23 protein-coding genes and 1 pseudogene are annotated in these 19,107 nt (G+C 39.4%); 21 read left to right on the top strand and 3 right to left on the bottom strand.

From position 1 onward, the window contains the following. The first annotated feature begins 3 nt into the window (after window positions 1-3). From HLI_RS04295 to HLI_RS04280, 5 genes are read left to right on the top strand one after another with little or no spacing between them, the layout of a single operon-like run. On the top strand, window positions 4-288 hold the full coding sequence (locus HLI_RS04295; protein ID WP_128523340.1) for a PTS sugar transporter subunit IIB: 285 nt from the start codon (window positions 4-6) through the stop codon (window positions 286-288). A gap of 42 nt (window positions 289-330) precedes the next feature. Next, window positions 331-1,590 carry a galactitol-specific PTS transporter subunit IIC gene (locus HLI_RS04290; protein ID WP_128523338.1) on the top strand — a complete coding sequence of 420 codons (1,260 nt, stop codon included), beginning with the start codon at window positions 331-333 and terminating at the stop codon, window positions 1,588-1,590. 23 nt (window positions 1,591-1,613) lie between these two features. After that, the gene (locus HLI_RS04285) at window positions 1,614-2,645 is read left to right on the top strand and encodes a zinc-binding dehydrogenase (protein ID WP_128523336.1); all 1,032 of its coding nucleotides are present in this window, start codon (window positions 1,614-1,616) and stop codon (window positions 2,643-2,645) included. Between the two features lie 19 nt (window positions 2,646-2,664). Further along, a complete protein-coding gene (locus tag HLI_RS21480) occupies window positions 2,665-2,826 on the top strand; it encodes a hypothetical protein (RefSeq protein WP_164908484.1) in 162 nt (53 codons plus the stop codon). A 19-nt stretch (window positions 2,827-2,845) separates the two neighbouring features. After that, window positions 2,846-3,889 carry a galactitol-1-phosphate 5-dehydrogenase gene (locus tag HLI_RS04280; RefSeq protein ID WP_128523335.1) on the top strand — a complete coding sequence of 348 codons (1,044 nt, stop codon included), beginning with the start codon at window positions 2,846-2,848 and terminating at the stop codon, window positions 3,887-3,889. Window positions 3,890-4,095: 206 nt separating this feature from the next. Here the strand turns inward: HLI_RS04280 and HLI_RS04275 are convergent, their stop codons facing one another. Further along, entirely contained in the window at window positions 4,096-5,394 is a 1,299-nt protein-coding gene (locus tag HLI_RS04275) for a DUF4179 domain-containing protein (RefSeq protein WP_128523333.1), read from the bottom strand. Then, window positions 5,395-5,949, bottom strand: a complete 555-nt coding sequence (locus HLI_RS04270; RefSeq protein ID WP_128523332.1) for a sigma-70 family RNA polymerase sigma factor — start codon at window positions 5,947-5,949, stop codon at window positions 5,395-5,397. Between the two features lie 411 nt (window positions 5,950-6,360). Between HLI_RS04270 and HLI_RS22270 the strand changes: the two genes are divergently transcribed. The 10 genes from HLI_RS22270 to HLI_RS04220 all read left to right on the top strand — a co-directional run bounded on the left by HLI_RS22270 (window position 6,361) and on the right by HLI_RS04220 (window position 12,466). Beyond that, window positions 6,361-6,705: a TIGR04104 family putative zinc finger protein gene (locus tag HLI_RS22270; RefSeq protein WP_128523330.1), complete on the top strand. Its 345-nt coding sequence runs from the start codon at window positions 6,361-6,363 to the stop codon at window positions 6,703-6,705. A 177-nt stretch (window positions 6,706-6,882) separates the two neighbouring features. Beyond that, window positions 6,883-7,491, top strand: coding sequence for a lysozyme inhibitor LprI family protein (locus tag HLI_RS04260; protein WP_128523328.1), 609 nt, complete (start codon window positions 6,883-6,885; stop codon window positions 7,489-7,491). A gap of 625 nt (window positions 7,492-8,116) precedes the next feature. After that, on the top strand, window positions 8,117-8,584 hold the full coding sequence (locus HLI_RS04255; RefSeq protein ID WP_128523326.1) for a GNAT family N-acetyltransferase: 468 nt from the start codon (window positions 8,117-8,119) through the stop codon (window positions 8,582-8,584). A gap of 104 nt (window positions 8,585-8,688) precedes the next feature. Further along, window positions 8,689-9,000, top strand: coding sequence for a hypothetical protein (locus tag HLI_RS04250; RefSeq protein WP_128523324.1), 312 nt, complete (start codon window positions 8,689-8,691; stop codon window positions 8,998-9,000). Window positions 9,001-9,063: 63 nt separating this feature from the next. After that, on the top strand, window positions 9,064-9,381 hold the full coding sequence (locus HLI_RS04245) for a hypothetical protein (RefSeq protein WP_128523322.1): 318 nt from the start codon (window positions 9,064-9,066) through the stop codon (window positions 9,379-9,381). A gap of 118 nt (window positions 9,382-9,499) precedes the next feature. Then, complete coding sequence (locus tag HLI_RS04240) at window positions 9,500-10,063, top strand: ATP-binding protein (protein ID WP_128523320.1); 564 nt, start codon at window positions 9,500-9,502, stop codon at window positions 10,061-10,063. Between the two features lie 5 nt (window positions 10,064-10,068). Beyond that, window positions 10,069-10,470: a VOC family protein gene (locus HLI_RS04235; protein ID WP_128523318.1), complete on the top strand. Its 402-nt coding sequence runs from the start codon at window positions 10,069-10,071 to the stop codon at window positions 10,468-10,470. A gap of 169 nt (window positions 10,471-10,639) precedes the next feature. Further along, on the top strand, window positions 10,640-10,984 hold the full coding sequence (locus tag HLI_RS04230; RefSeq protein WP_347232259.1) for a VOC family protein: 345 nt from the start codon (window positions 10,640-10,642) through the stop codon (window positions 10,982-10,984). A gap of 101 nt (window positions 10,985-11,085) precedes the next feature. Next, window positions 11,086-11,970: an alpha/beta hydrolase family protein gene (locus tag HLI_RS04225; RefSeq protein ID WP_241655933.1), complete on the top strand. Its 885-nt coding sequence runs from the start codon at window positions 11,086-11,088 to the stop codon at window positions 11,968-11,970. 145 nt (window positions 11,971-12,115) lie between these two features. After that, a complete protein-coding gene (locus tag HLI_RS04220; RefSeq protein WP_128523316.1) occupies window positions 12,116-12,466 on the top strand; it encodes a VOC family protein in 351 nt (116 codons plus the stop codon). Between the two features lie 51 nt (window positions 12,467-12,517). Here HLI_RS04220 and HLI_RS21475 read toward each other — a convergent pair whose 3' ends face one another. After that, window positions 12,518-12,670 carry a hypothetical protein gene (locus tag HLI_RS21475; RefSeq protein ID WP_164908483.1) on the bottom strand — a complete coding sequence of 51 codons (153 nt, stop codon included), beginning with the start codon at window positions 12,668-12,670 and terminating at the stop codon, window positions 12,518-12,520. Window positions 12,671-13,480: 810 nt separating this feature from the next. On the opposite strand from HLI_RS21475, the gene HLI_RS04215 reads away from it, so the two are divergent. The 6 genes and pseudogenes from HLI_RS04215 (at window position 13,481) to HLI_RS04190 (ending at window position 19,101) form a co-directional block, all read left to right on the top strand. After that, on the top strand, window positions 13,481-14,251 hold the full coding sequence (locus HLI_RS04215; protein WP_128523314.1) for an aminoglycoside phosphotransferase family protein: 771 nt from the start codon (window positions 13,481-13,483) through the stop codon (window positions 14,249-14,251). 50 nt (window positions 14,252-14,301) lie between these two features. Beyond that, window positions 14,302-15,335, top strand: a pseudogene (locus HLI_RS04210) (serine hydrolase domain-containing protein). Continuing rightward, the gene (locus HLI_RS04205) at window positions 15,332-16,240 is read left to right on the top strand and encodes a S66 peptidase family protein (RefSeq protein WP_128523313.1); all 909 of its coding nucleotides are present in this window, start codon (window positions 15,332-15,334) and stop codon (window positions 16,238-16,240) included. Before HLI_RS04210 ends, HLI_RS04205 begins: the two are co-directional and overlap by 4 nt. Window positions 16,241-16,383: 143 nt before the next feature. Beyond that, a complete protein-coding gene (locus HLI_RS04200) occupies window positions 16,384-16,686 on the top strand; it encodes a hypothetical protein (protein ID WP_128523311.1) in 303 nt (100 codons plus the stop codon). A gap of 296 nt (window positions 16,687-16,982) precedes the next feature. Continuing rightward, complete coding sequence (locus HLI_RS04195; protein WP_128523309.1) at window positions 16,983-17,594, top strand: TetR/AcrR family transcriptional regulator; 612 nt, start codon at window positions 16,983-16,985, stop codon at window positions 17,592-17,594. 19 nt (window positions 17,595-17,613) lie between these two features. Beyond that, the gene (locus HLI_RS04190; RefSeq protein ID WP_128523308.1) at window positions 17,614-19,101 is read left to right on the top strand and encodes a DHA2 family efflux MFS transporter permease subunit; all 1,488 of its coding nucleotides are present in this window, start codon (window positions 17,614-17,616) and stop codon (window positions 19,099-19,101) included. The last annotated feature ends 6 nt before the right edge of the window (window positions 19,102-19,107 follow it).

The raw sequence follows: 19,107 nt of genomic DNA, 5'->3' as shown, positions 1-19,107 counted from the left end.
TTTATGGCAAAGAAGCAAGTATTAGTGGCGTGTGGGGCAGGTATTGCAACGTCTACAGTAGTGAATGGAGCAATCGAAGAGATGGCTGAAGAGAATAATCTGAGTTTAGATCTCGTACAAATCAAGATTTCAGAAGTAGGGGGATATGTCGACACTGCAGACCTATTGGTCACAACTGCGATGACGCAAAAAGATTATCCATTTCCAGTGATCAATGCTCGTTCGTTTTTAACTGGGATCGGTACGGAGGATACGAAAAAAGAAATACTTGAAGAACTTACAAAATAATGAATGAGTCTGGTCAACTGAAAGAATGAGGGAGGATTATTCATGCAAGGTTTCGTCGACATCGTACAAGGGTTTTTAGATTTAGGGGCAACAGTTATTTTGCCGGTTGCCATCTTCTTTTTAGGTTTATTGTTCGGACAGAAACCAGGAAAAGCATTTCGGTCTGGACTGACGATAGGTGTAGCTTTTGTCGGTATATTCTTAGTGGTAGATTTGCTGGTTAATAACCTTGGGCCTGCTGCACAAGGGATGGTAGACCGTTTAGGAGTGAATTTGAATGTAATTGACGTAGGATGGCCAGCTTCATCCTCGATAGCCTGGGCTTCTGCCGTTGCTGCATTCATCATCCCTTTAGGGCTTGTAGTTAATGTGATCATGCTGCTTACGAAAACGACGAAAACAATGAACGTTGATATATGGAATTTTTGGCATTATACATTTATGGCTGCTATGGTTTATGCCGTTTCCGGTAGCATTGTCCAAGGGTTGATTGCTGCGGTGATCTTCCAAATCGTTTGTCTTAAAGTAGCGGATTGGACAGCCCCTATGGTTAGTGAATTTTTCGACTTGCCGGGTGTTTCCATTGCAACAGGAAGTACGATTTCATATGCACCTGGAATTATATTAGTCAGGTGGCTGAATAAAGTGCCCGGCATTAAAAATTGGAACGCTGACCCGGACACCATTCAAAAGCGTTTTGGAATCTTCGGGGAATCTATTTTCATTGGTCTGTTTTTAGGTGCAGCGATTGGAATTCTCGCCGGCTACAGTGCAGGAGAAGTCATAGAGATTGGAATGGCGATGGCAGCTGTTATGGTGCTGATGCCTCGCATGGTCAAGATTCTTATGGAAGGGTTGATGCCTGTCTCTGAATCGGCTCGTCAATGGCTGTCCAAACGCTTTGGTGATCGGGAAATTTATATCGGTTTAGATGCCGCTGTTGCCCTAGGTCACCCGGCTGTAATTTCAACAGCGTTAATTCTTGTGCCAATCACGGTTCTTTTAGCTGTTATTCTACCAGGAAACGCGTTGTTGCCTTTTGGTGACTTGGCTACGATTCCATTTGTTGTCGCATTCATTGTGGGAGCGGCTCGAGGGAATATCGTCCACTCCGTCATAGTAGGAACTTTGATGATTGCCCTATCTCTCTATATGGCGACAGATGTAGCACCAATTTTCACAGAAATGGCGTTCAATGCGGACTTCGAAATGCCGGAAGGGTCTGCAAAGATTTCAAGCATTGACCAGGGTGGAAATCTGGTCAACTGGATCATATTCAAAGTCTTCAGCTTGTTTAATTGACTCGTACTATAGGAGGGATAGCCTTGAAAGCACTCGTTAAAACAGAGCTTGGGTTCGGAAATCTGGAAATCCAGGAAAAGCAGGAGCCGATTGTGGGCGAGCATCAAGTGAAAATAGAGGTGAAATACGCTGGGGTTTGCGGGTCGGACATTCATACTTACGAAGGACATTACAAAGTGAATGTACCTGTCACCTTAGGCCATGAATTCTCCGGTGTTGTCGTTGATGTGGGGAAGGGAGTAACGGAATTCAACATTGGTGACCGTGTAACATCTGAAACGACATTTTATGTATGTGGCGAATGTAAGTACTGCCAAAATGGTGACTATAACCTTTGTAATCACAGGAAGGGGCTTGGAACCCAGCAGGATGGTGGGTTTGCCAAATATCTGATTGCCAGGAAAGAAAGCGTCCACCTTCTTCCGCCACACGTTGATGATCGATCTGCTGCTATGACCGAGCCGCTTGCCTGCACCCATCATGCAGTGGCAAAGACAGAAATCAATGAGGGAGACGTCGTCGTTGTAATTGGTCCCGGACCGATCGGGTTATTTACAGCTCAAGTAGCAAAAAGCAGAGGAGCAAGAGTGATCATCGCCGGATTGTCCAACGATCAAATCCGACTGAACAAAGCGGAAGAATTAGGAATAGATTATGCAATTAATATTCAAGAACAAAACCTTAAAGATTTGGTTCATAAGCTGACGGATGGATACGGAGCCGATGTGGTGTTTGAATGTTCAGGCGCCGTCCCAGCAGCTAATCAAGCCTTGGATTTGTTAAAGAAAAAAGGACAATATGGCCAAGTCGGAATCTTTCCTAGCCCGGAAGTATCTTTTGACCTTGAAAAGATTATTCAAAAAGAAATCAGAGTGGTCGGAAGCCGAAGTCAAAAATCAGCCGATTGGGAACCTTCTCTCGAATTGATGAACTTTGGTCGAGTGAACGCTCAATCGCTTGTCACTCATGAGTATCCGATTACACACTGGGAAGATGCTTACAAGGCAATCAAAAGCGGGGAAGCCATTAAAGTTTTATTGACTCCTGTCGAGTAAAAGAAATGAGGTTTTAATGATGGTAGATATCTTTTTAGAATTCATGCTGGGGCCTATGCGGGCCATTGGGGAGTTTTATTTTGAACACCAAATGGTATTTAATTCGGTAGTCATAGGAGCAGCACTCTACAAACTAGCAAGTGGGAATAAACGAGAGGGAAAAGAAACGGAATCTATGTAACGAAAAAAGGTGAAAAAAGATGAAAACTTTAAACCTGTATGGTGAACAGGATATTAGATTTGAAGATACAGCGGTACCAGTCATTCAAAAAGCAGACGACGTGGTGATTAAGGTGAAAGCCGTGGGTGTATGCGGATCGGATATTTCCAGATATAAAAAACTGGGGCCGTATGTAGAAGGAATGACATTTGGTCATGAGTTCGCTGGAGAAGTGGCAGAAATAGGACCAGCTGTCGAAGGCATTAAAGTAGGAGACCGCGTTACCGGCTGTCCGACCTTTTACTGTGGGGAATGCCATAGCTGTTTAAAAGGAAACTTATCACAATGTGAAAAGCTTACTGTCATAGGCGCACGCCATCCTGGTGCTTATGCTGAGTTTGTTCATTTACCTGCCAGGCATGTCCTTCCTCTTCCTGATAATGTGGACTACGATACGGCTGCAATGATTGAACCATCTTCCGTTGTCGCACACGGATTCTATCGTACGAGCATTCACCCTGGTGCGACTGTAGCCATCATGGGCTGTGGAAGTATTGGCTTATTGGCCATTCAATGGGCAAAGATTTTCGGGGCAAAAAAAGTAATTGCAATTGATATCGATGATAGAAAGCTGGAGGTTGCGGACAAAGTAGGGGCGGATAGCAAGGTCAACCCGAAAAATGGTCCAGCCCATCAGCAGGTAGCTGAAGCAACGGAGCAGCTTGGAGTCGATCTAGCCGTGGAATGTGCCGGGTCACCGATAACTTCAGAACAAATCCTTGCTCTGCCTAAAAAAGGAGGAGAAGTGCTCTACATGGGCATTCCCTATGCTCAAATTGATATGGAACGTTTTTATTTTGAAAAGATTGTCCGGAACGAATTGAAAATCATCGGCTCCTGGAATGCAATTTCCTCGCCGTTTCCTGGCAAAGAATGGAGTTCCACTCTTTATTATATGAGTACTGGACAGTTGAACATCAAGCCGATGATCTCACATCGTTTACCATTAGAGAAGGGGCCGGACACTTTTCAAAAGCTGATCCAACATAATGAGGACTATGTTAAAGTACTTTTCTACCCATAAGTATATGAAGGTTACTTGAGAAGAGAGCGTAATTCCTGGAGAAGGGGCGTTCTCTTTTTTGCTTAATCGTACATGTCACATAATACGCATCATTGCAGAATTCACAGATCAAGGAATGAGAATAGCCCTCAGAAACACAAATGAAAAATGTTGTGTTCCTGAGGGCTTTAAATTCACATTAGGTATCTACTCTGGTTCTCAAGGCATCATGGTGAAAGTATTTCCCCATTTTTATCCTTAAAGTGGATCTTGTAATCATTATGTTGAAGAGAATCTTTTCCTTCTTTGGAACTAAAGAATTCTTGAATCTGATTCTCTATATTGACTATAATTTCCTTGCTTTTATCTTTATTATCCAACGAGGTATTCACGTATATTTGAAAATTGTTGTTCTCATAAGAAGCCCCAACATTTTTCACATGCAAATCTTGTTGACCTGCTAAAGCAATCGTAAGTTTTCTTGCGATTTTAAGAGATATCGTCTCATTTGTTGGCCCCCCACCCAGTACTCTTACGTCGATGTTAAATGTACCAAAGTTAACCGTTTCTATTTTTTCGGGAAGCTCAGCTATTAAAGCATCGACATCAGTTTTTCTTGTGTCGGCATATACTGTTAGTCTATTAGAGCCCAAAGCAGTTGATAATTGTCCTTTAGTACCTATTGCTTCTTCTAGATAACTATTCACAATATCACTTTTTCTTCCAACTGAGTATGGGAATTGGCTCCAAGTATCGTAGGAAGCTTTCTCAATGGATGTATTCTCAATATAGCGGAAAACTTCCACCTCATAATTATCCCTACTAAACGATTGAAGAATCTCGGAAACTTGCTGCTTCACTTCCGAATGTGTATGCTGTAAAATTTCTTTTTCAGTTTTGATACCGACAGTAAACACCTTTTCATTAGGAAGGTAAAAAGCTAATCCTGTTGAATGCCCTAGATTTGCAAGTTTTTCTTTGATTTGTTTTTCCTCATTCAACATCTTCTGATTCTTTGTAACTTTCTCTGGATATTGCGCTTTATCAACCCCAGTATATGGAACAACATTCACTTTATATGCGTCCAAACCTTTTGCCTCAAAGAGGTCCTCAACCAGGCTTTCAATTTTCTTGTTTACTTCATCAAAGTAAATATCGCTCCCGGGAATGCTGATTTCATATGTTTTATCTAAAACGTTAAAGCTAATTGAACGAACTCTATAACCTTCAGATTCCAAAAGTTCTTTTATATCAGCACTTATAGGGTCCACCTCTTTTGATTCATATATGGATCCTATCACAGGGAATTTTGCCATAACATTTGAAATGGTAGGAAATGAAAGTGATGCTCCTATAAGAATGCTTAAAAATAGTACCGCAGCCCCAGCAAAATAATAGACCTTTGTATTCTTTCGGCTATCTTTCTGAATCTCTTCATTCACGGATTTTTTTATTCGGTTATGGATGTGATCATCATAGAAATTTTTCTCATAATGATCTTTTGTTTCTTTGAACATATCGCCCATTTATATCATCCTTTCTTGAATCATAGGATGGGTTTTCAGCTTTTCTCTCCCTCGGGCAAGTCGAGTTTTAATGGTGTTTTCCTTTTCTTCTAAGGTCATGCTTATGTCTTCGATTTTTTGATCATAAAAGTAAAAAAGAACAAGTACTTCGCGGTACTTTATTGGCAAGGTCATCACAGCTTGGAGAACCCGTTCTCTCTGATTTTGTTTTATGTATGTCTGTTCAGTACTTTCTGATTGGTGTTCTTTATCAAAGTAATTAAGGGGATATTTTAATTTTGCAAGTTTATTCCTTCTAAGAACATCTTTAGATCGATTCACTGTAATTCTGTAAAGCCAGGATGAGATAGCGGCTTCCCCCCGGAATCGGTCCATATATCGAAAACACTTTATGAATACGTCTTGAGCGATATCTTCTGCGGTTCCTTGATCTTTCACATAAGAATACGCTAATAAGTAAACTTTCTTGGAATGAGATTCCATTAATTCATTTAAAAAGGATTGTTTTCCTTCGTTTGTCAGATCCTTTATGTCTTCCTCGGCTTTTTCCTTCAATGTTCTCCCTCCCTTTACACCATTATGACTATTATCTCTTAGTTAAAGTTTCATAAATAATAAAGTCTTTCTCTGATTGGCTCAATTAACTCATTAGACGATTAAATTTCAGGAGATAAGGTAGGAAATTTTTTGAAACTAATATCCGCCTTATTCGTATGTAAATTAATATATGGTAATAGATATTGATATAATTATAGTGGCACCTTTGACTTGGATAAGTTGGCCCGGAATTTTTGTGTTTGGTTTTATTATTTAGAAAAAATTAAATATATAGATTTTATGATGGCGAAAATTTTCTAGGGGGTAGAGCATGAGCTTGTTAAATATTCTGCTTGGAGTCGGTTTGGTTTTCTTTATATTATTTATTATAGCTATCTCCTCATCACTCCGAAAATAAGACAAGAGATAATGAGTAAAAAAGAAAAAGACATAAACAAGGGGAGAGGTTATAAAGTGCCCACTTGCCGAATGTGTAACAGTAAATGGTCTTGGTCTCAGGCAATGAAGCAACAAATGAAGTTAAAGTCCAGGATTGTATGTAAGTATTGCGGCCATAGACAGTATTTATCAGAAAAATCTCAATGCAAACATGCCGTGCTTTCCATCATTATTGCATTCAGTTTAATTTGGGTTTTTAATAATACAGCTGTTCCAATCGTTTTGTATATAATTTTTTTCATTCTAGGTATAACCCTGCTTAGTTTGACCTCTCCGTTTTTAATGGAATTATCCAGTGAAAAAGAGCAACTATGATTTAATCATTATTAAACTGGCCTATACACTGGGGGAGAAAGAAATAGAGCAGATAAGTGGCAATTTTCTTTATATAATGATGTGAGAAATGAAAATAACATACAAGCTGCATATGCTTTGATTTTTAGTAAGATTGAAGAGTTGTCATGATTTTAAATAGCTAAGGAGAGTCATATTATGAAAAGAAATATTTTAATTGTAACGCTTACTGTAGTATTTGTTATGTTATTGGCTGCTTGTGAAGATTCAAGTGCTATGTCGGAAGACCAGTCTCAAAATAAGAACTCAACTCAAAATAATGTTGACGATGCTTCCAGTGAAGAGTCTACAGCCAATGGATCAAATACCGAGAATACGGAGACTAACGATGATGATGAGGCATCCACCAATGTGCTTACCGAAGATGGAGACACATCTACTGATAATGAGGTTAGTAAGAAAGAAGAGTATGAGAAAAAATTAATGGCTGCTAAAAAAGAAACAGAAGAAATGGAAGCAGCAGATTCATCTACATATGCCTTGAAAAAAGTAGAAAACGATCGATGGGATACTTGGGATGAGTTGTTGAATGAAATTTATGGTGTTTTAACCGAGCAACTGGCAGCTGAAGAAATGGATCAATTAAGAGAAGAACAGCGGGATTGGATGAAATCCAGAGATAACAGTGCTTTGGAAGCATCCCTGGAATATGAAGGCGGTACGCAGGAACACTTAGGATATGTGTCTGTGCTAGCAAACCTTACAGAAAAAAGATGCTATGAATTGGTGGAAGGTTATATGAAATGAAGCATACTCATGCTCATAGATAGATAAAAAATGGGCCTAGTGCGAGATAGAGTTTTATTTGTTAAACGGCTCAATTCGATTGGAATGAATTCGTCGAGTTCAGAAGAAAAAAGGGGGGATATAAATTAAAAAAATCGCAGGTTATTTCGTTTACACACTGGTAATGCTATTTAGTTTGATTGCTTGCTTGAAAATCTATCAAAATTTGAAAGAGCAGGCTGAGCTTGATTTCAACATTTGGCCAGTAGTTACATTCGGTTTATTATATCCAATTCTATTTGGTGCTCTCTTCGCCTTACCTGGCTTATGGAAGCGTATTAGACAAGAAAAGGCTAAAGGGTTTGAAATCGGTAAGTTCCTCGGGGTAGGCATTCCATCAATGTATGTTATTCTTGCGCCTTTTCTTTATTCAACCCAAGTGTTTTCATTCTACCTCCCATTCACCAGTTTGCTTTTCAACCAATACACAGGGGGTGTTATGATATTCAGCTTTGTGTTTGGTTACCTCATTATTGACTGTATAAGGAGCCGAGATAATGAAAATATCCTTTGATGAAAAACCAATTGTGAGATTAGGAGCCAACGGTTAAGCGTTGACTTTATAACTTTTCAGGAGGGGGAGCTTATGATTCATTTGCAAAAAGTGCGAACAGATGAAGCGGCTAAACTACATAATCTAATGCAATTTTATATTTATGAATTCAGTAATTATCTACCAGATATAAAGTTAGAAGACAATGGGGCTTACAAACCTTTTGATTTAGAAAAGTATTGGAATAACAATCAATTCCACGCTTATTTTATTAAGTTAGGTGATGAATTAATTGGATTCGCTCTTATAGAAAGTGCTACTTTTTCAAATCCTAATACAGTTGAGGAGTACTTTATTATTACTAAATACAAGGGGAAAGGTTATGGAAAAGTCATTGCGAAAAAATTGTTTACATTGTTTCCTGGTGAGTGGGAGATAACACAGATAGAAAATAATGAACCAGCCCATGCTTTTTGGAAAGGGCTGATCCACGAAGTAAGTGACGGTAATTTCAGAGAGCATTTTAAGGACGGAGTCTATGTCCAGAAATTTAATACCTGAAATGATTGAAGCAACCAAGACAGAAGCGTATAAAGGGAGCTCGTTAAGGCTACCTTGAAAAAGATCCCTTTTAGTGTAAAATTACTCTAAAAGGAGGTTTTTTTATGGAAACCGTGGCACCATGGACCTTGATATTGTATTACCTTTTCTTATTGGTGGTTTTAGGAACTTCATTATTTAGTTTAATGAAGAAAAGGAGTATAAGTTCTGCGTTAGTGACTGCGTTTATTGTTATTACAATACCGCTAGTTACTATAATTAATAGTATTGGTAGAAGTGAAGGACATAATGAATGGGATCATTTATTACACTCTATCCAAAATGGGGAAGTCTGGGCGATATATGTGGGATTAGGAAATCTATTCTCAATAGTCTGGCTGTTGATATTCTTTTTTTCCAGAAAGATGAAAAGATAAGGAGGATACTAGTTTCATTAAAGAATATTAACTTGAAAATCTTCTGTATAAGGTGGGCATTTTTTGAAGAAATATATTAAAGCAATAGACGATTATTTCGAAGAGGTCGATAAAAGAATAGACAATCGATTAACTTTTATTGGAATATTCTTTGCATTGATTGCTGCCGAATTACTAAATAAACCTTTTATTAATGGGATGATTCTTGTCATTATAATATTCCTGGTAAGGGGAGGGTTGGATTTGATAAATCCAAATTCAAGGGCGCACCAGCGCTATAGGCAAACGTCAAGTATCCTCTTAGTCTTTATCACTTTAGCTGCTATTATAGGGTTTGTAATAAAGATATTGTTACCGTATCCATATGGAATTCTTTATTGAAGTTTAGCGGGTATCCTTATTAATGCTGTTGGTTAAGTAGAATGATAAAAAATATTCAAATCCAATTATATAACAATAGGGCTTATTTATATCGAACCAAATTTATGGAGTTGAAGTTATGAAAAGGTTAGTCATAATAACTGTAGGTAAAACCCATAGCGGAAAAACTACATTTGCAAGAGCTTTAGAAAAAGAGTTGACCAATTCAGTTGTAATAGATCAAGATAACCATGCTGAATTTATTAATACATATTATAAAAACTTACAACCCGAACAAGGACCAAATACTCTTAAACATGCACTTTCTAAATTAATCGTAGACTATACTAAAGAGAACACGGATTCTCACATGATTATCTGCAATTCAAACCGAGGTCTTAAAGGTCGTGAGTATTTGCTTGAGGAGTTATTCAATAAAGATGAGTTTGTACGCATACTCGTTCATTTTGATATTTCGGAAGATGAACTGAAGACACGTGTGAATCAAAGTAATCGGGATATCAATATTTTTAGAGGGGACTATTCTGATTTTAACGAAGTACTTGAGCACCAACGAAAGGAAGCATTCAAAGAAGATGTCAAAGATCCTGAGGAGCATGAGGCAGACTATTTATTTGTGGTACATAACAATGAGGAAGTTGAAACTGTTATTAAGAAAATCGATCATCTTAGGAAGGGGTAGTTACATTGTCTGAGGGATTACTTCATCATGTGGAAATCTATGTTTCCGACTTAGAGAAATCTGAATCATTTTGGGGCTGGTTCTTAAATGAGTTAGGCTACCAATCTTATCAAAAATGGAATAAGGGACAAAGCTGGAAGTTAGGAGAAACTTATTTAGTATTTGTGCAAACAGAAACTGAATACTTAGACGTTCCTTACCACAGATGCAGGACTGGTTTAAATCATCTGGCTTTTCATGCTTCTTCACGTGAAAGAGTAGATGAGATGACGAGAATGCTTAAAGAGAGAGGTATGAAGATCCTATACGAAAACCAACATCCTTTTGCCGGCGGAGAGGATTATTATGCTGTCTACTTTGAAGATCCTGATAGGGTGAAAGTCGAATTCGTTGCACCATCTCCATGAGCATTTTAGAAAATCTTTAATAGTCTGATATCCTTGAAAACAGTTATATAGGAAACTAGTTTCAATACAATTATTATTAAACATATAATTAGGAGAAAAGGGATTATAAGGAATTTAATAGAATGTGTAATTTAACCATAGTTTTTCATGCAGGGAAGGGAGAGGTAATATGGTGAATACTGGTGTCACGTTTCAAATTAGAATCTCAGATTATGAAGGAATACTTTGGTATGAAAAGCTTTTTGATAGAAAACCTGATTTTATACCACATGAGGACTTTGTAGAGTGGGAAATCACAAGAGACGCCTGGCTTCAGGTTGCTGTAGGGGAACCGATAACTGGTAACGGTCCCTTAAGATTAGGTGTTGAGGATATCAATAGTGAGAGAAAGCGGTTGATGAATGTATTGAATCTACAAATAGAAGAGGTTAAATCCAGGGAAGGGGTGCCGGCAGCTTGGTGCACGTTTGAAGATCCTTATGGGAACAGAATAGGATTATATCAAGACTTATAACTTAGTTATTTTTAAACATCGCCAATCAAACCTTCAGGTGTAAAGTTATGATGACGTATGTAAAAGTAGTCTTTCTTACATAAATACTGAGGTGATATTAATTGAAAAACGGAGAAAAAGAAAAATTTGCTGGCTTAAAAAAGGTTGAAGTTGTTGATGATCATTTAGGTGTAACATTTCCTGTTTTTGTTATGTATCCAACCCGCACACCTGAAAAAGAAGAATTCATAGGACCGTATAGCTTAAATGTGGCAAAGGATGCAAAACCGCAAGATGATGTATTTCCATTGGTAGTCATCTCTCATGGTACTGGTGGAACTCCACTTGTTTATAGAACTCTTGCTCGTCATTTAGTTCAAAATGGATTTATAGTAGCGATGCCCGAACATCCTTACAACAATATCCATGACAATCAACTGGAAAACTCAGTCACCCTTTTAGAAAGCAGACCAGGCAATATCACTCAAACCATTGACTGGTTTAAAGGAGACGATCTTTTTAAAAACAATGTTAATTTTGATGATATTTCAATAATCGGACATTCAATGGGAGGTTATACCGCAATTGCGGCAACTGGTGGAATACCGACAACTCTGCCGTGGGAAACGGATAACCAAGTACCTGAAGTAATAGATCTAAAGGTGGAAGAAAGAATAAAAAAGGTGATTTTATTAGCGCCTGCTTTAGGGTGGTTCAGGAATGAGGGGGCTCTTGAAAAATTGAATTTACCAATTTTGATGATGACAGGAGAAAGAGATGAAATCACTCCTTATTTTCATGCTGAGATTTTATTGAAAGGGGTTGGAAATACTGAAAAAATTGAAAGCCGAACCATAGATGACGCTGGTCATTTCTCCTTCCTGAGTCCTTTTCCGAAAGAGATGAAAAAATCCTCATTTCCTCCTTCTCAAGACCCGGCTGGATTTGATAGAGAGCTTTTCCATCAAGAATTAGAATCTGATGTCCTGAATTTCTTATTAAGCTAATGTAGAAGCGGAGTGTTGAGCTGACTACGTTTCCTTCTTTTAGTGAGGGCAGGTTTTTGAAGTAATCATATGGAAGTTGTTCTACATAAAGAGAATTTATGAAGTAGCGATAAAATAAACTCTAAAATGTCTCGGAGGTATATAAATGAAGGTCAAGCGAATTGTTGCCAATATTGAGACACAGGACATTTCCAAAGCAAAGCACTTCTACGAGGAGATACTGGGACTTGATCAAAAAATGGATCTTGGATTTATTGCAACGTATGGTTCTAATGAGAAAATGACTACCCAAATCAGTTTCTTATCAGAAGGTGGCTCCGGCACACCTGTCCCTGATTTGTCCATTGAGGTTGACGATCTTGACGAGGTGCTCATCCGTATAAAAGATGCAGGAATTTCAATTGAGTATGGACCGGCTGAGGAACCGTGGGGAGTTCGGCGTTTTTACGTTAGAGATCCGTTCGGGAAGCTCGTTAATATTTTAACTCATTTATAAAAATGAAGCTGAAATTTCTCTGAATAATTATCATTATCCAGAAATCCGGTTTCAATCTAGAGGAACTGTTAAAGTTTGTTGTTGCTTCTCACGAATCGCTTGTCGGTGGATGCTTGCCGCGGGCACGGCCTCAGCTAACTTGGTCAAGGAGATCACTTGACCAAGTGGATCTTCGGCTCGCGCTATTCCCGCAAGCGTCACCACCGAACGCTCCTCGTGGAAGCAACGAGGCCTATCTAAATAGAGTGATTTACTTTGATTTATTAATGTCTCATCGAAATAAAGAAGATGAGTTGAAAACGATAAAATCGTTCTGGCTGGCCTTTATTTTGTTGCATAACTCAGAAAGTTGCAGTTCTTCAGGAACCTCCTCGAGATAAAGTTCTGTGGTGTCTTGTCTGCCTCCGCCCCCTTACCTTATAAGGTTCTCGAAACGACTTCTGGAATAAGCATCTAAGAGCTTAAGGGAAGTAGAGGATTGTCAATTCCAAGGAAGGTATTCTGATCATGAGAGCTTGATATAACGCATTTTACGATTATACCACAAGGATAGTGAAGACAATCCTCCTGCGTAAGGGGGTTCGTTTCTCACCTCCATGAGTTGGGTTGGTGGGGGAGCTGCGAGACTCCCGTGGGAGAAGGAAATAGGCGAGATCCCACAGGGCGGTAGCCCGAGGAAGCTCGCCAGGTCCCCCACAGGAAAGTGTTCAAATGCAGAATCGTCCTGGTAGACACGACTGGCATAAGCAGAATAGCAACGGAATGTGTCTTTTCATTCCATTGCTATTCTGCTTATGACGCGAGTGTCTGGACGATGGAGCTAGACGAGTAGCTTCCCAACCAACCCTGAAGCTCAACATGGCAACGAACCCTGATTATCTCGAAATTGATTCTTCAAGAAGCCTGCCATATTACTGAATAACGCTCATATGAAAAATCAACAACCTTTAACAAAGCCTTATTATAAAAGAGATGCACTTGCTTGAACTAGTCAAACAGCTTAGGAGGTGGCCGATGAACTTAGGCGATTTAGGTGCTCCATTAGCAGTAGGAAATACAGCAAAGGTTTATCTTTTTGAAAACAAGATCATCAAAGTATTCAATGACAATTTACCTTATACGGAATCTATGAATGAAGCTAATAGGCAAGAGTATGCTTATTCGTGTGGCCTCTATGTTCCAAAGGTATTGGATGTCATTAAACTGGAAGAGGACAAACAAGCTATTGTAATGGAGTATATTAAGGGAGAAACAATTGGGAATCTCCTCTCTGATAATCCGGAACAAGCAGAATATTACATGAATATCTCCATTGATCTCCAACGAAAAGTTCATCAGAATGAAGCTGATTCTATTGATCTTATGTCTGAAAAATTAAGTCGCCAAATAAATAGCGCACCTTATTTGGGTGATGAACTCAAAAGTTCCTTACTGGATAAGTTAGGGTCAATGGTATTTGAGAAAAGGCTCTGTCATGGGGATTTTCATTTATTCAATTTAATCAAGTCTGACGATAAAGTGGCAATAATAGATTGGGGGGATGCCAGCGCAGGTGATTTACGTGCTGATATATATAGGACTTACCTTCTTTACTCCCAGCTTTCAATGGATTTGGCAGATATGTATTTACATCTCTATTGTAAGAAAAGTGGTCTTTCAAAAGGTGAAATATTAAAATGGGCGCCGATTATTGCTGCCGCGAGATTGTCTGAATGTGTAACAACAGAGAGGCCTGAGCGACTTTTAGATATCGTAAATGATTACCCTGCTACAGAAGTAGAGTAATAGGAGTTAGATGTGATTGTAAGGTTATGGAAAGAAGGATGGGGTTTTAGATGAGTCCAACATACGAAAATATAGTTTCATGGGTAGAAGATATCAAAGAGAGAAATCATAGCTCTGCAGCTGCACTCACTGTAATCAAAGACAATAAGATCGTTTTTGAACACTATAGCGGGTTTCATTCCAATACGGACAATCCACTACCTATAAATGAAAATTCCAGATTCAATGTGGCATCTGCCAGAAAGAGTTACTTAGGATTGTGCATCGCATTTGCTTTATATGAAGGAAAAATACATAGCCTTGATGATTATGCCAGTGACCATTTTCATGACATAGACAGAGATATTCTTGGAAATACCACCTTACGACATATGGTAACTCACACACATGGTCTCGATGAAACTTCAGAAGGGGAGCTCATCAGAGAATTCGATCCTGGTGAAAAATGGGCCTACAGAGGAATGAACATCAAACTTATGACTCAACTAATACATGAAATCTACGGCAGACCCTTTCCGGAATTTCTGTATCAAAAAGTATTCTTACCAATGGGATTGAAAAGAACATGGTGGGAAACGGAAGATAATGATGATTTAGTGAAAGTAATAGTTGATCATAATAAGATTGCAAAAGACACCACCGGTTCGGCTGAAGATGGAATGGAATCCAATCCAATCTGTTTGTTTCTGCCCGTGAATTTGCTCTTTGGGGTAACCTCTTTCTTAACAAAGGGGAATTCAATGGAAAGCGAATAATCCCTGAAGAGGTCATTGAACTTGCGAACAGTATACATACACCGAATCACCTAGCAAAAGAATGTCCTCGTAACGGGATGTTTTGGTTCGTGCAGGATATTCCTCGAGAATTGAGTGAATTAGGGGACCGAGTGCCAAGAGGTTCCTTTCAAATCCTAGGTGTGACAGGTCCAACTTTGTTAGTGATTCCAAAATACAATGTGGTAGTAGCTAAAATGTATAACAAAAGGTACAACTACGGAAATGATAATTATCTTTATTACTTAAAAGAATTCAGCAATAAAGTGGCCGACAATTTCAGAATTAAGAAAAGTGAGGAAAGTTTATGATTAAACCAGGATCCTTACAAAAGGGTGATCGGGTAGCGGTGATTGCACCAGCTGGACCACCAGACGAAGAACAATTGCTAGAAGGGATAAGTGTGCTTGAGAATATGGGGCTTGAGGTCGTGATTGGACGGCACGTGTACGAAATGAATGAGGACCTTGCTGTTGTCGATCAGAAGCGGCTGGAGGACCTGCATCAAGCTTTTTCTGATCCTGCGATTCGCGGAATCTTTTGTGCTAATGGAGGATTCGGGACGGCAAGGATTGCTCCTGGGATTGATTATGAAAGAATAAAAAGAAACCCTAAGATCTTTTGGGGTTACAGTGACATTACCTATCTGCTTAATGCCATTCAAAACTTCACTGACCTGGTTACTTTCCACGGGCCGATGGTGTCATCAGACATGAATGACGAGCAAAGAACAGCGGAGACAGAATCCACTTTTCATCCATTATTCACGGGAGAATCTCAGACCTATGATTCAAACGGATCGCCTCTCGTTACGCTGGCTCACGGAAGAGGAGAAGGGCGTTTGGCAGGGGGGAATCTTACTCTTCTCACCAATGGTTTGGGCACACCATATCAAGTGTATACAAATGGAGCAATCCTACTGATCGAGGAAGTAGCAGAACCTGCGTTTCGTATTAATTTGATGCTTACTCATCTTAAGCAAGCAGGGGTGTTCGATGAGGTCGAAGGTGTTGTCATAGGTAACTTCCAAGTGGAACCAGACGAATATGCGAAAATAAAAAGAGTGTTAAAAGACTTCTTCGCTTGCGCCCCTTTTCCTGTGGTTGAGAATTTTCCTATCGGACACTGCCAGCCTAATTATGGCGTGCCGTTGGGAGTGAATGCGAAACTCACAACATCGCCGCCTCGTTTAGTAATCGATTCAGGTGTGATGTGAATCTTAATAGGCGAGTCATAAATATAGGTGGTGCTTTTATAACCATTCAACTTTCATTGATGAAGGGGTTATTTTAGTGTAAAATTACACTTATGGGGCAGTTGTTATTTAACTGAATTTGCTCACTTAGGGAGAGGTATAGAATGGTTGTGTTTCTCGGACTTTCGATCCTTATTTTATTAGGGGCTGTTTTGAGTTACTTTGCAGCAAGGCAAGGGCTGAAGAAAAATGAAAAGGTGTTCGAAAATATATTTTCAGCCCTTTGTATCATTTGTTTATTCGGCCTTGCGAGTGCATTGCTCTGGTTTAAATACGCAGGACCAATCAATGAATTCTTCTTATTCGGAGGAATGCTCTTCCTTATTGGAATCACTGTTATTTGTTTAGTCATTCTTCCTATTATTTTCCTAGTAAAGAAAGAGAAAATAATCGATTCAAAAGGATAGGAACACTTTTATGTCGGTGCCTGATTTCCACCACGCAAATGCGTGAGTACAGTGGAAATCAGGCACCGATTTTTTTGATTTTCTGAGTGTTTCAAAAGCGATTGCACTTGTGTACTAGAAGCTTCGGTCTGTCCATTAATCTCACTTTTCTCCTCAATTTCAACGGTGCCATCACAGGTTTATAAAAAAAGTGACAATGTGTCACTTTTTTATTGACTATTCCCTCACAATGATTTAAGATAGCAAAGTATCAGTTGGATGTGACACCGTGTCACATTGTGAGGAGGTAACACGGAATGCCGAAACAGACGTTTTATAATTTACCTGAAGATAAGCAGCAATCTTTATTGGAGGCTTCGAGAATCGAGTTTTCTAGAGCTCCCTTACACGAAGCCTCCATTTCTAACATTATAAAAATGTGTGGAATCTCCAGAGGCAGCTTTTATCAATACTTCGAAGATAAAGAAGATGCTTTCTATTACTTGTTAAAAGAACATTCAAAACAAAGGCAAGAGATGTTTATTGAATTTCTTAAAGAGTCGGAAGGCGATATTTTTGCAGCCACAACCAGACTATTTGGAGTGACTTTGGAGGAGTTCGAAAAAGAGGAAAAACGCACCTTTTTCAAGCATGTCTTCTTAAACATGAACCATAAAATTCAAACCACATTTACGAACGGGGAAACTGAAGATAAGTTTTTGAAATATTTAAATGATATCAAGGAGTATATTGAGCAGGATCAGTTAAATACGAACAATGAAGAGGAACTCTATCATGCGATTCACCTCGTGCGAATGTTGATGTTCAACAATATCATCCGCCATTTTGCTAAAGGGTTATCTAAAGAAAAAGCAATGGAGAATTTCACGATTGAACTGAACCTTCTTAAGAGAGGGCTTTCCGTTTAGGGAGAGGGAGGAATAAAGTATGGCTGAAGTCAATCAGCAGATCGATCAAAGAGAAGAAGAACAGCCGATAAATCGTGTAGCTATAGTATCAGTATTATTAGTCAGCGCTTTTGTAGCTGTATTGAATCAGACATTATTGAATACAGCGTTACCGAATATTATGGAGACTTTAAATGTGTCCGCCAGCACATCCCAATGGTTAATGACAGGGTTTATGCTGGTGAATGGCGTCATGATTCCGATTACGGCCTTTTTAATTGGGAAATTTACGACAAGGAGCATATTCTTTACGGCGATGTCCTTATTTACCCTGGGCACAGTAGTGGCAGCTATCGCACCTAATTTCCCTGTACTGTTGTCGGGCCGCTTGATTCAAGCGAGTGGGGCAGGAATCATGATGCCGCTTATGCAGACCGTCCTGTTAATGATATTCCCGATTGAAAAACGGGGCACTGTCATGGGGATGGCAGGTCTTGTCATCGCCTTTGGTCCTGCAATTGGACCGACTTTGTCCGGGTATCTTGTCGAAGAATACTCATGGCGTGTGCCGTTCATGGTGATCATTCCGATCGCGCTCGCTTCGATCGCCTTTGGTGCTTTTGCGCTTAAGAATGTTACGAAACAAACGAATCCGACGATCGACATTATTTCTATCATTCTATCAACCTTTGGTTTTGGTGGACTGCTTTATGGTTTAAGCAGTGCAGGGAATGATGGATGGGACAGTGCTAATGTATATGTCGCTGTCATCATCGGTGTTGTATCACTGACTGCGTTTATCATCAGGCAACTCCGTTTAGAAACACCTATTTTGGAATTTCGAGTATTCCGTAACAAAATTTACTCTTTGGCGGCAGTCATCAGTATGATTGTAATGGTCTCCATGTTGGGAGCGGAATTGCTACTTCCCATATACATGCAGACGATGCGTGGGTTTACTGCGTTTGAATCTGGGTTGATGCTGCTTCCAGGTGCAATCGTTATGGGTGTGATGTCACCTATTTCTGGTAAGATTTTTGACAAAATCGGTGCCCGCTGGCTAGCAATTGTCGGTTTGACGATTATTGCAGGGGCGACTTTTGTATTCACTAACTTGACTGCAACTACGAGTTACACATTTATTCTGGTCATTTACGCCATCCGGATGATGGGAGTAGCGATGGTCATGATGCCTGTATCTACCGCTGGTTTGAATCAATTATCTAACGATTGGATTCCACATGGTACGGCAATGAATAATACGATGCGTACAATTGCAGGATCGATAGGTACAGCTCTTTTAGTTACAGTTATGACCAATGCGTCGAAAGAATATGTTCCTTCAGCTGATGCATCACGTGAACAGATCATCTCAAATTCCATGATCCACGGGATCGATGTCGCCTTTATGGTCGCAACAATCATTGCAGTTGTTGGTATTCTATTGTCCTTCTTCATAACAAGTAAGCCGAAAAAGGAAAAACAAAAAGCGGCTACCGATTCAGAAGCAAGTTTACAAACAAACTAGGAGGGG

Origin of the sequence: Halobacillus litoralis (genome assembly GCF_004101865.1) — a bacterium.
GTDB classification, from domain to species: Bacteria; Bacillota; Bacilli; order Bacillales; family Halobacillaceae; genus Halobacillus; species Halobacillus litoralis_A.
Note: the sequence above shows the minus strand (reverse complement) of the source record. Positions and strands in the feature narration are given on the sequence as shown.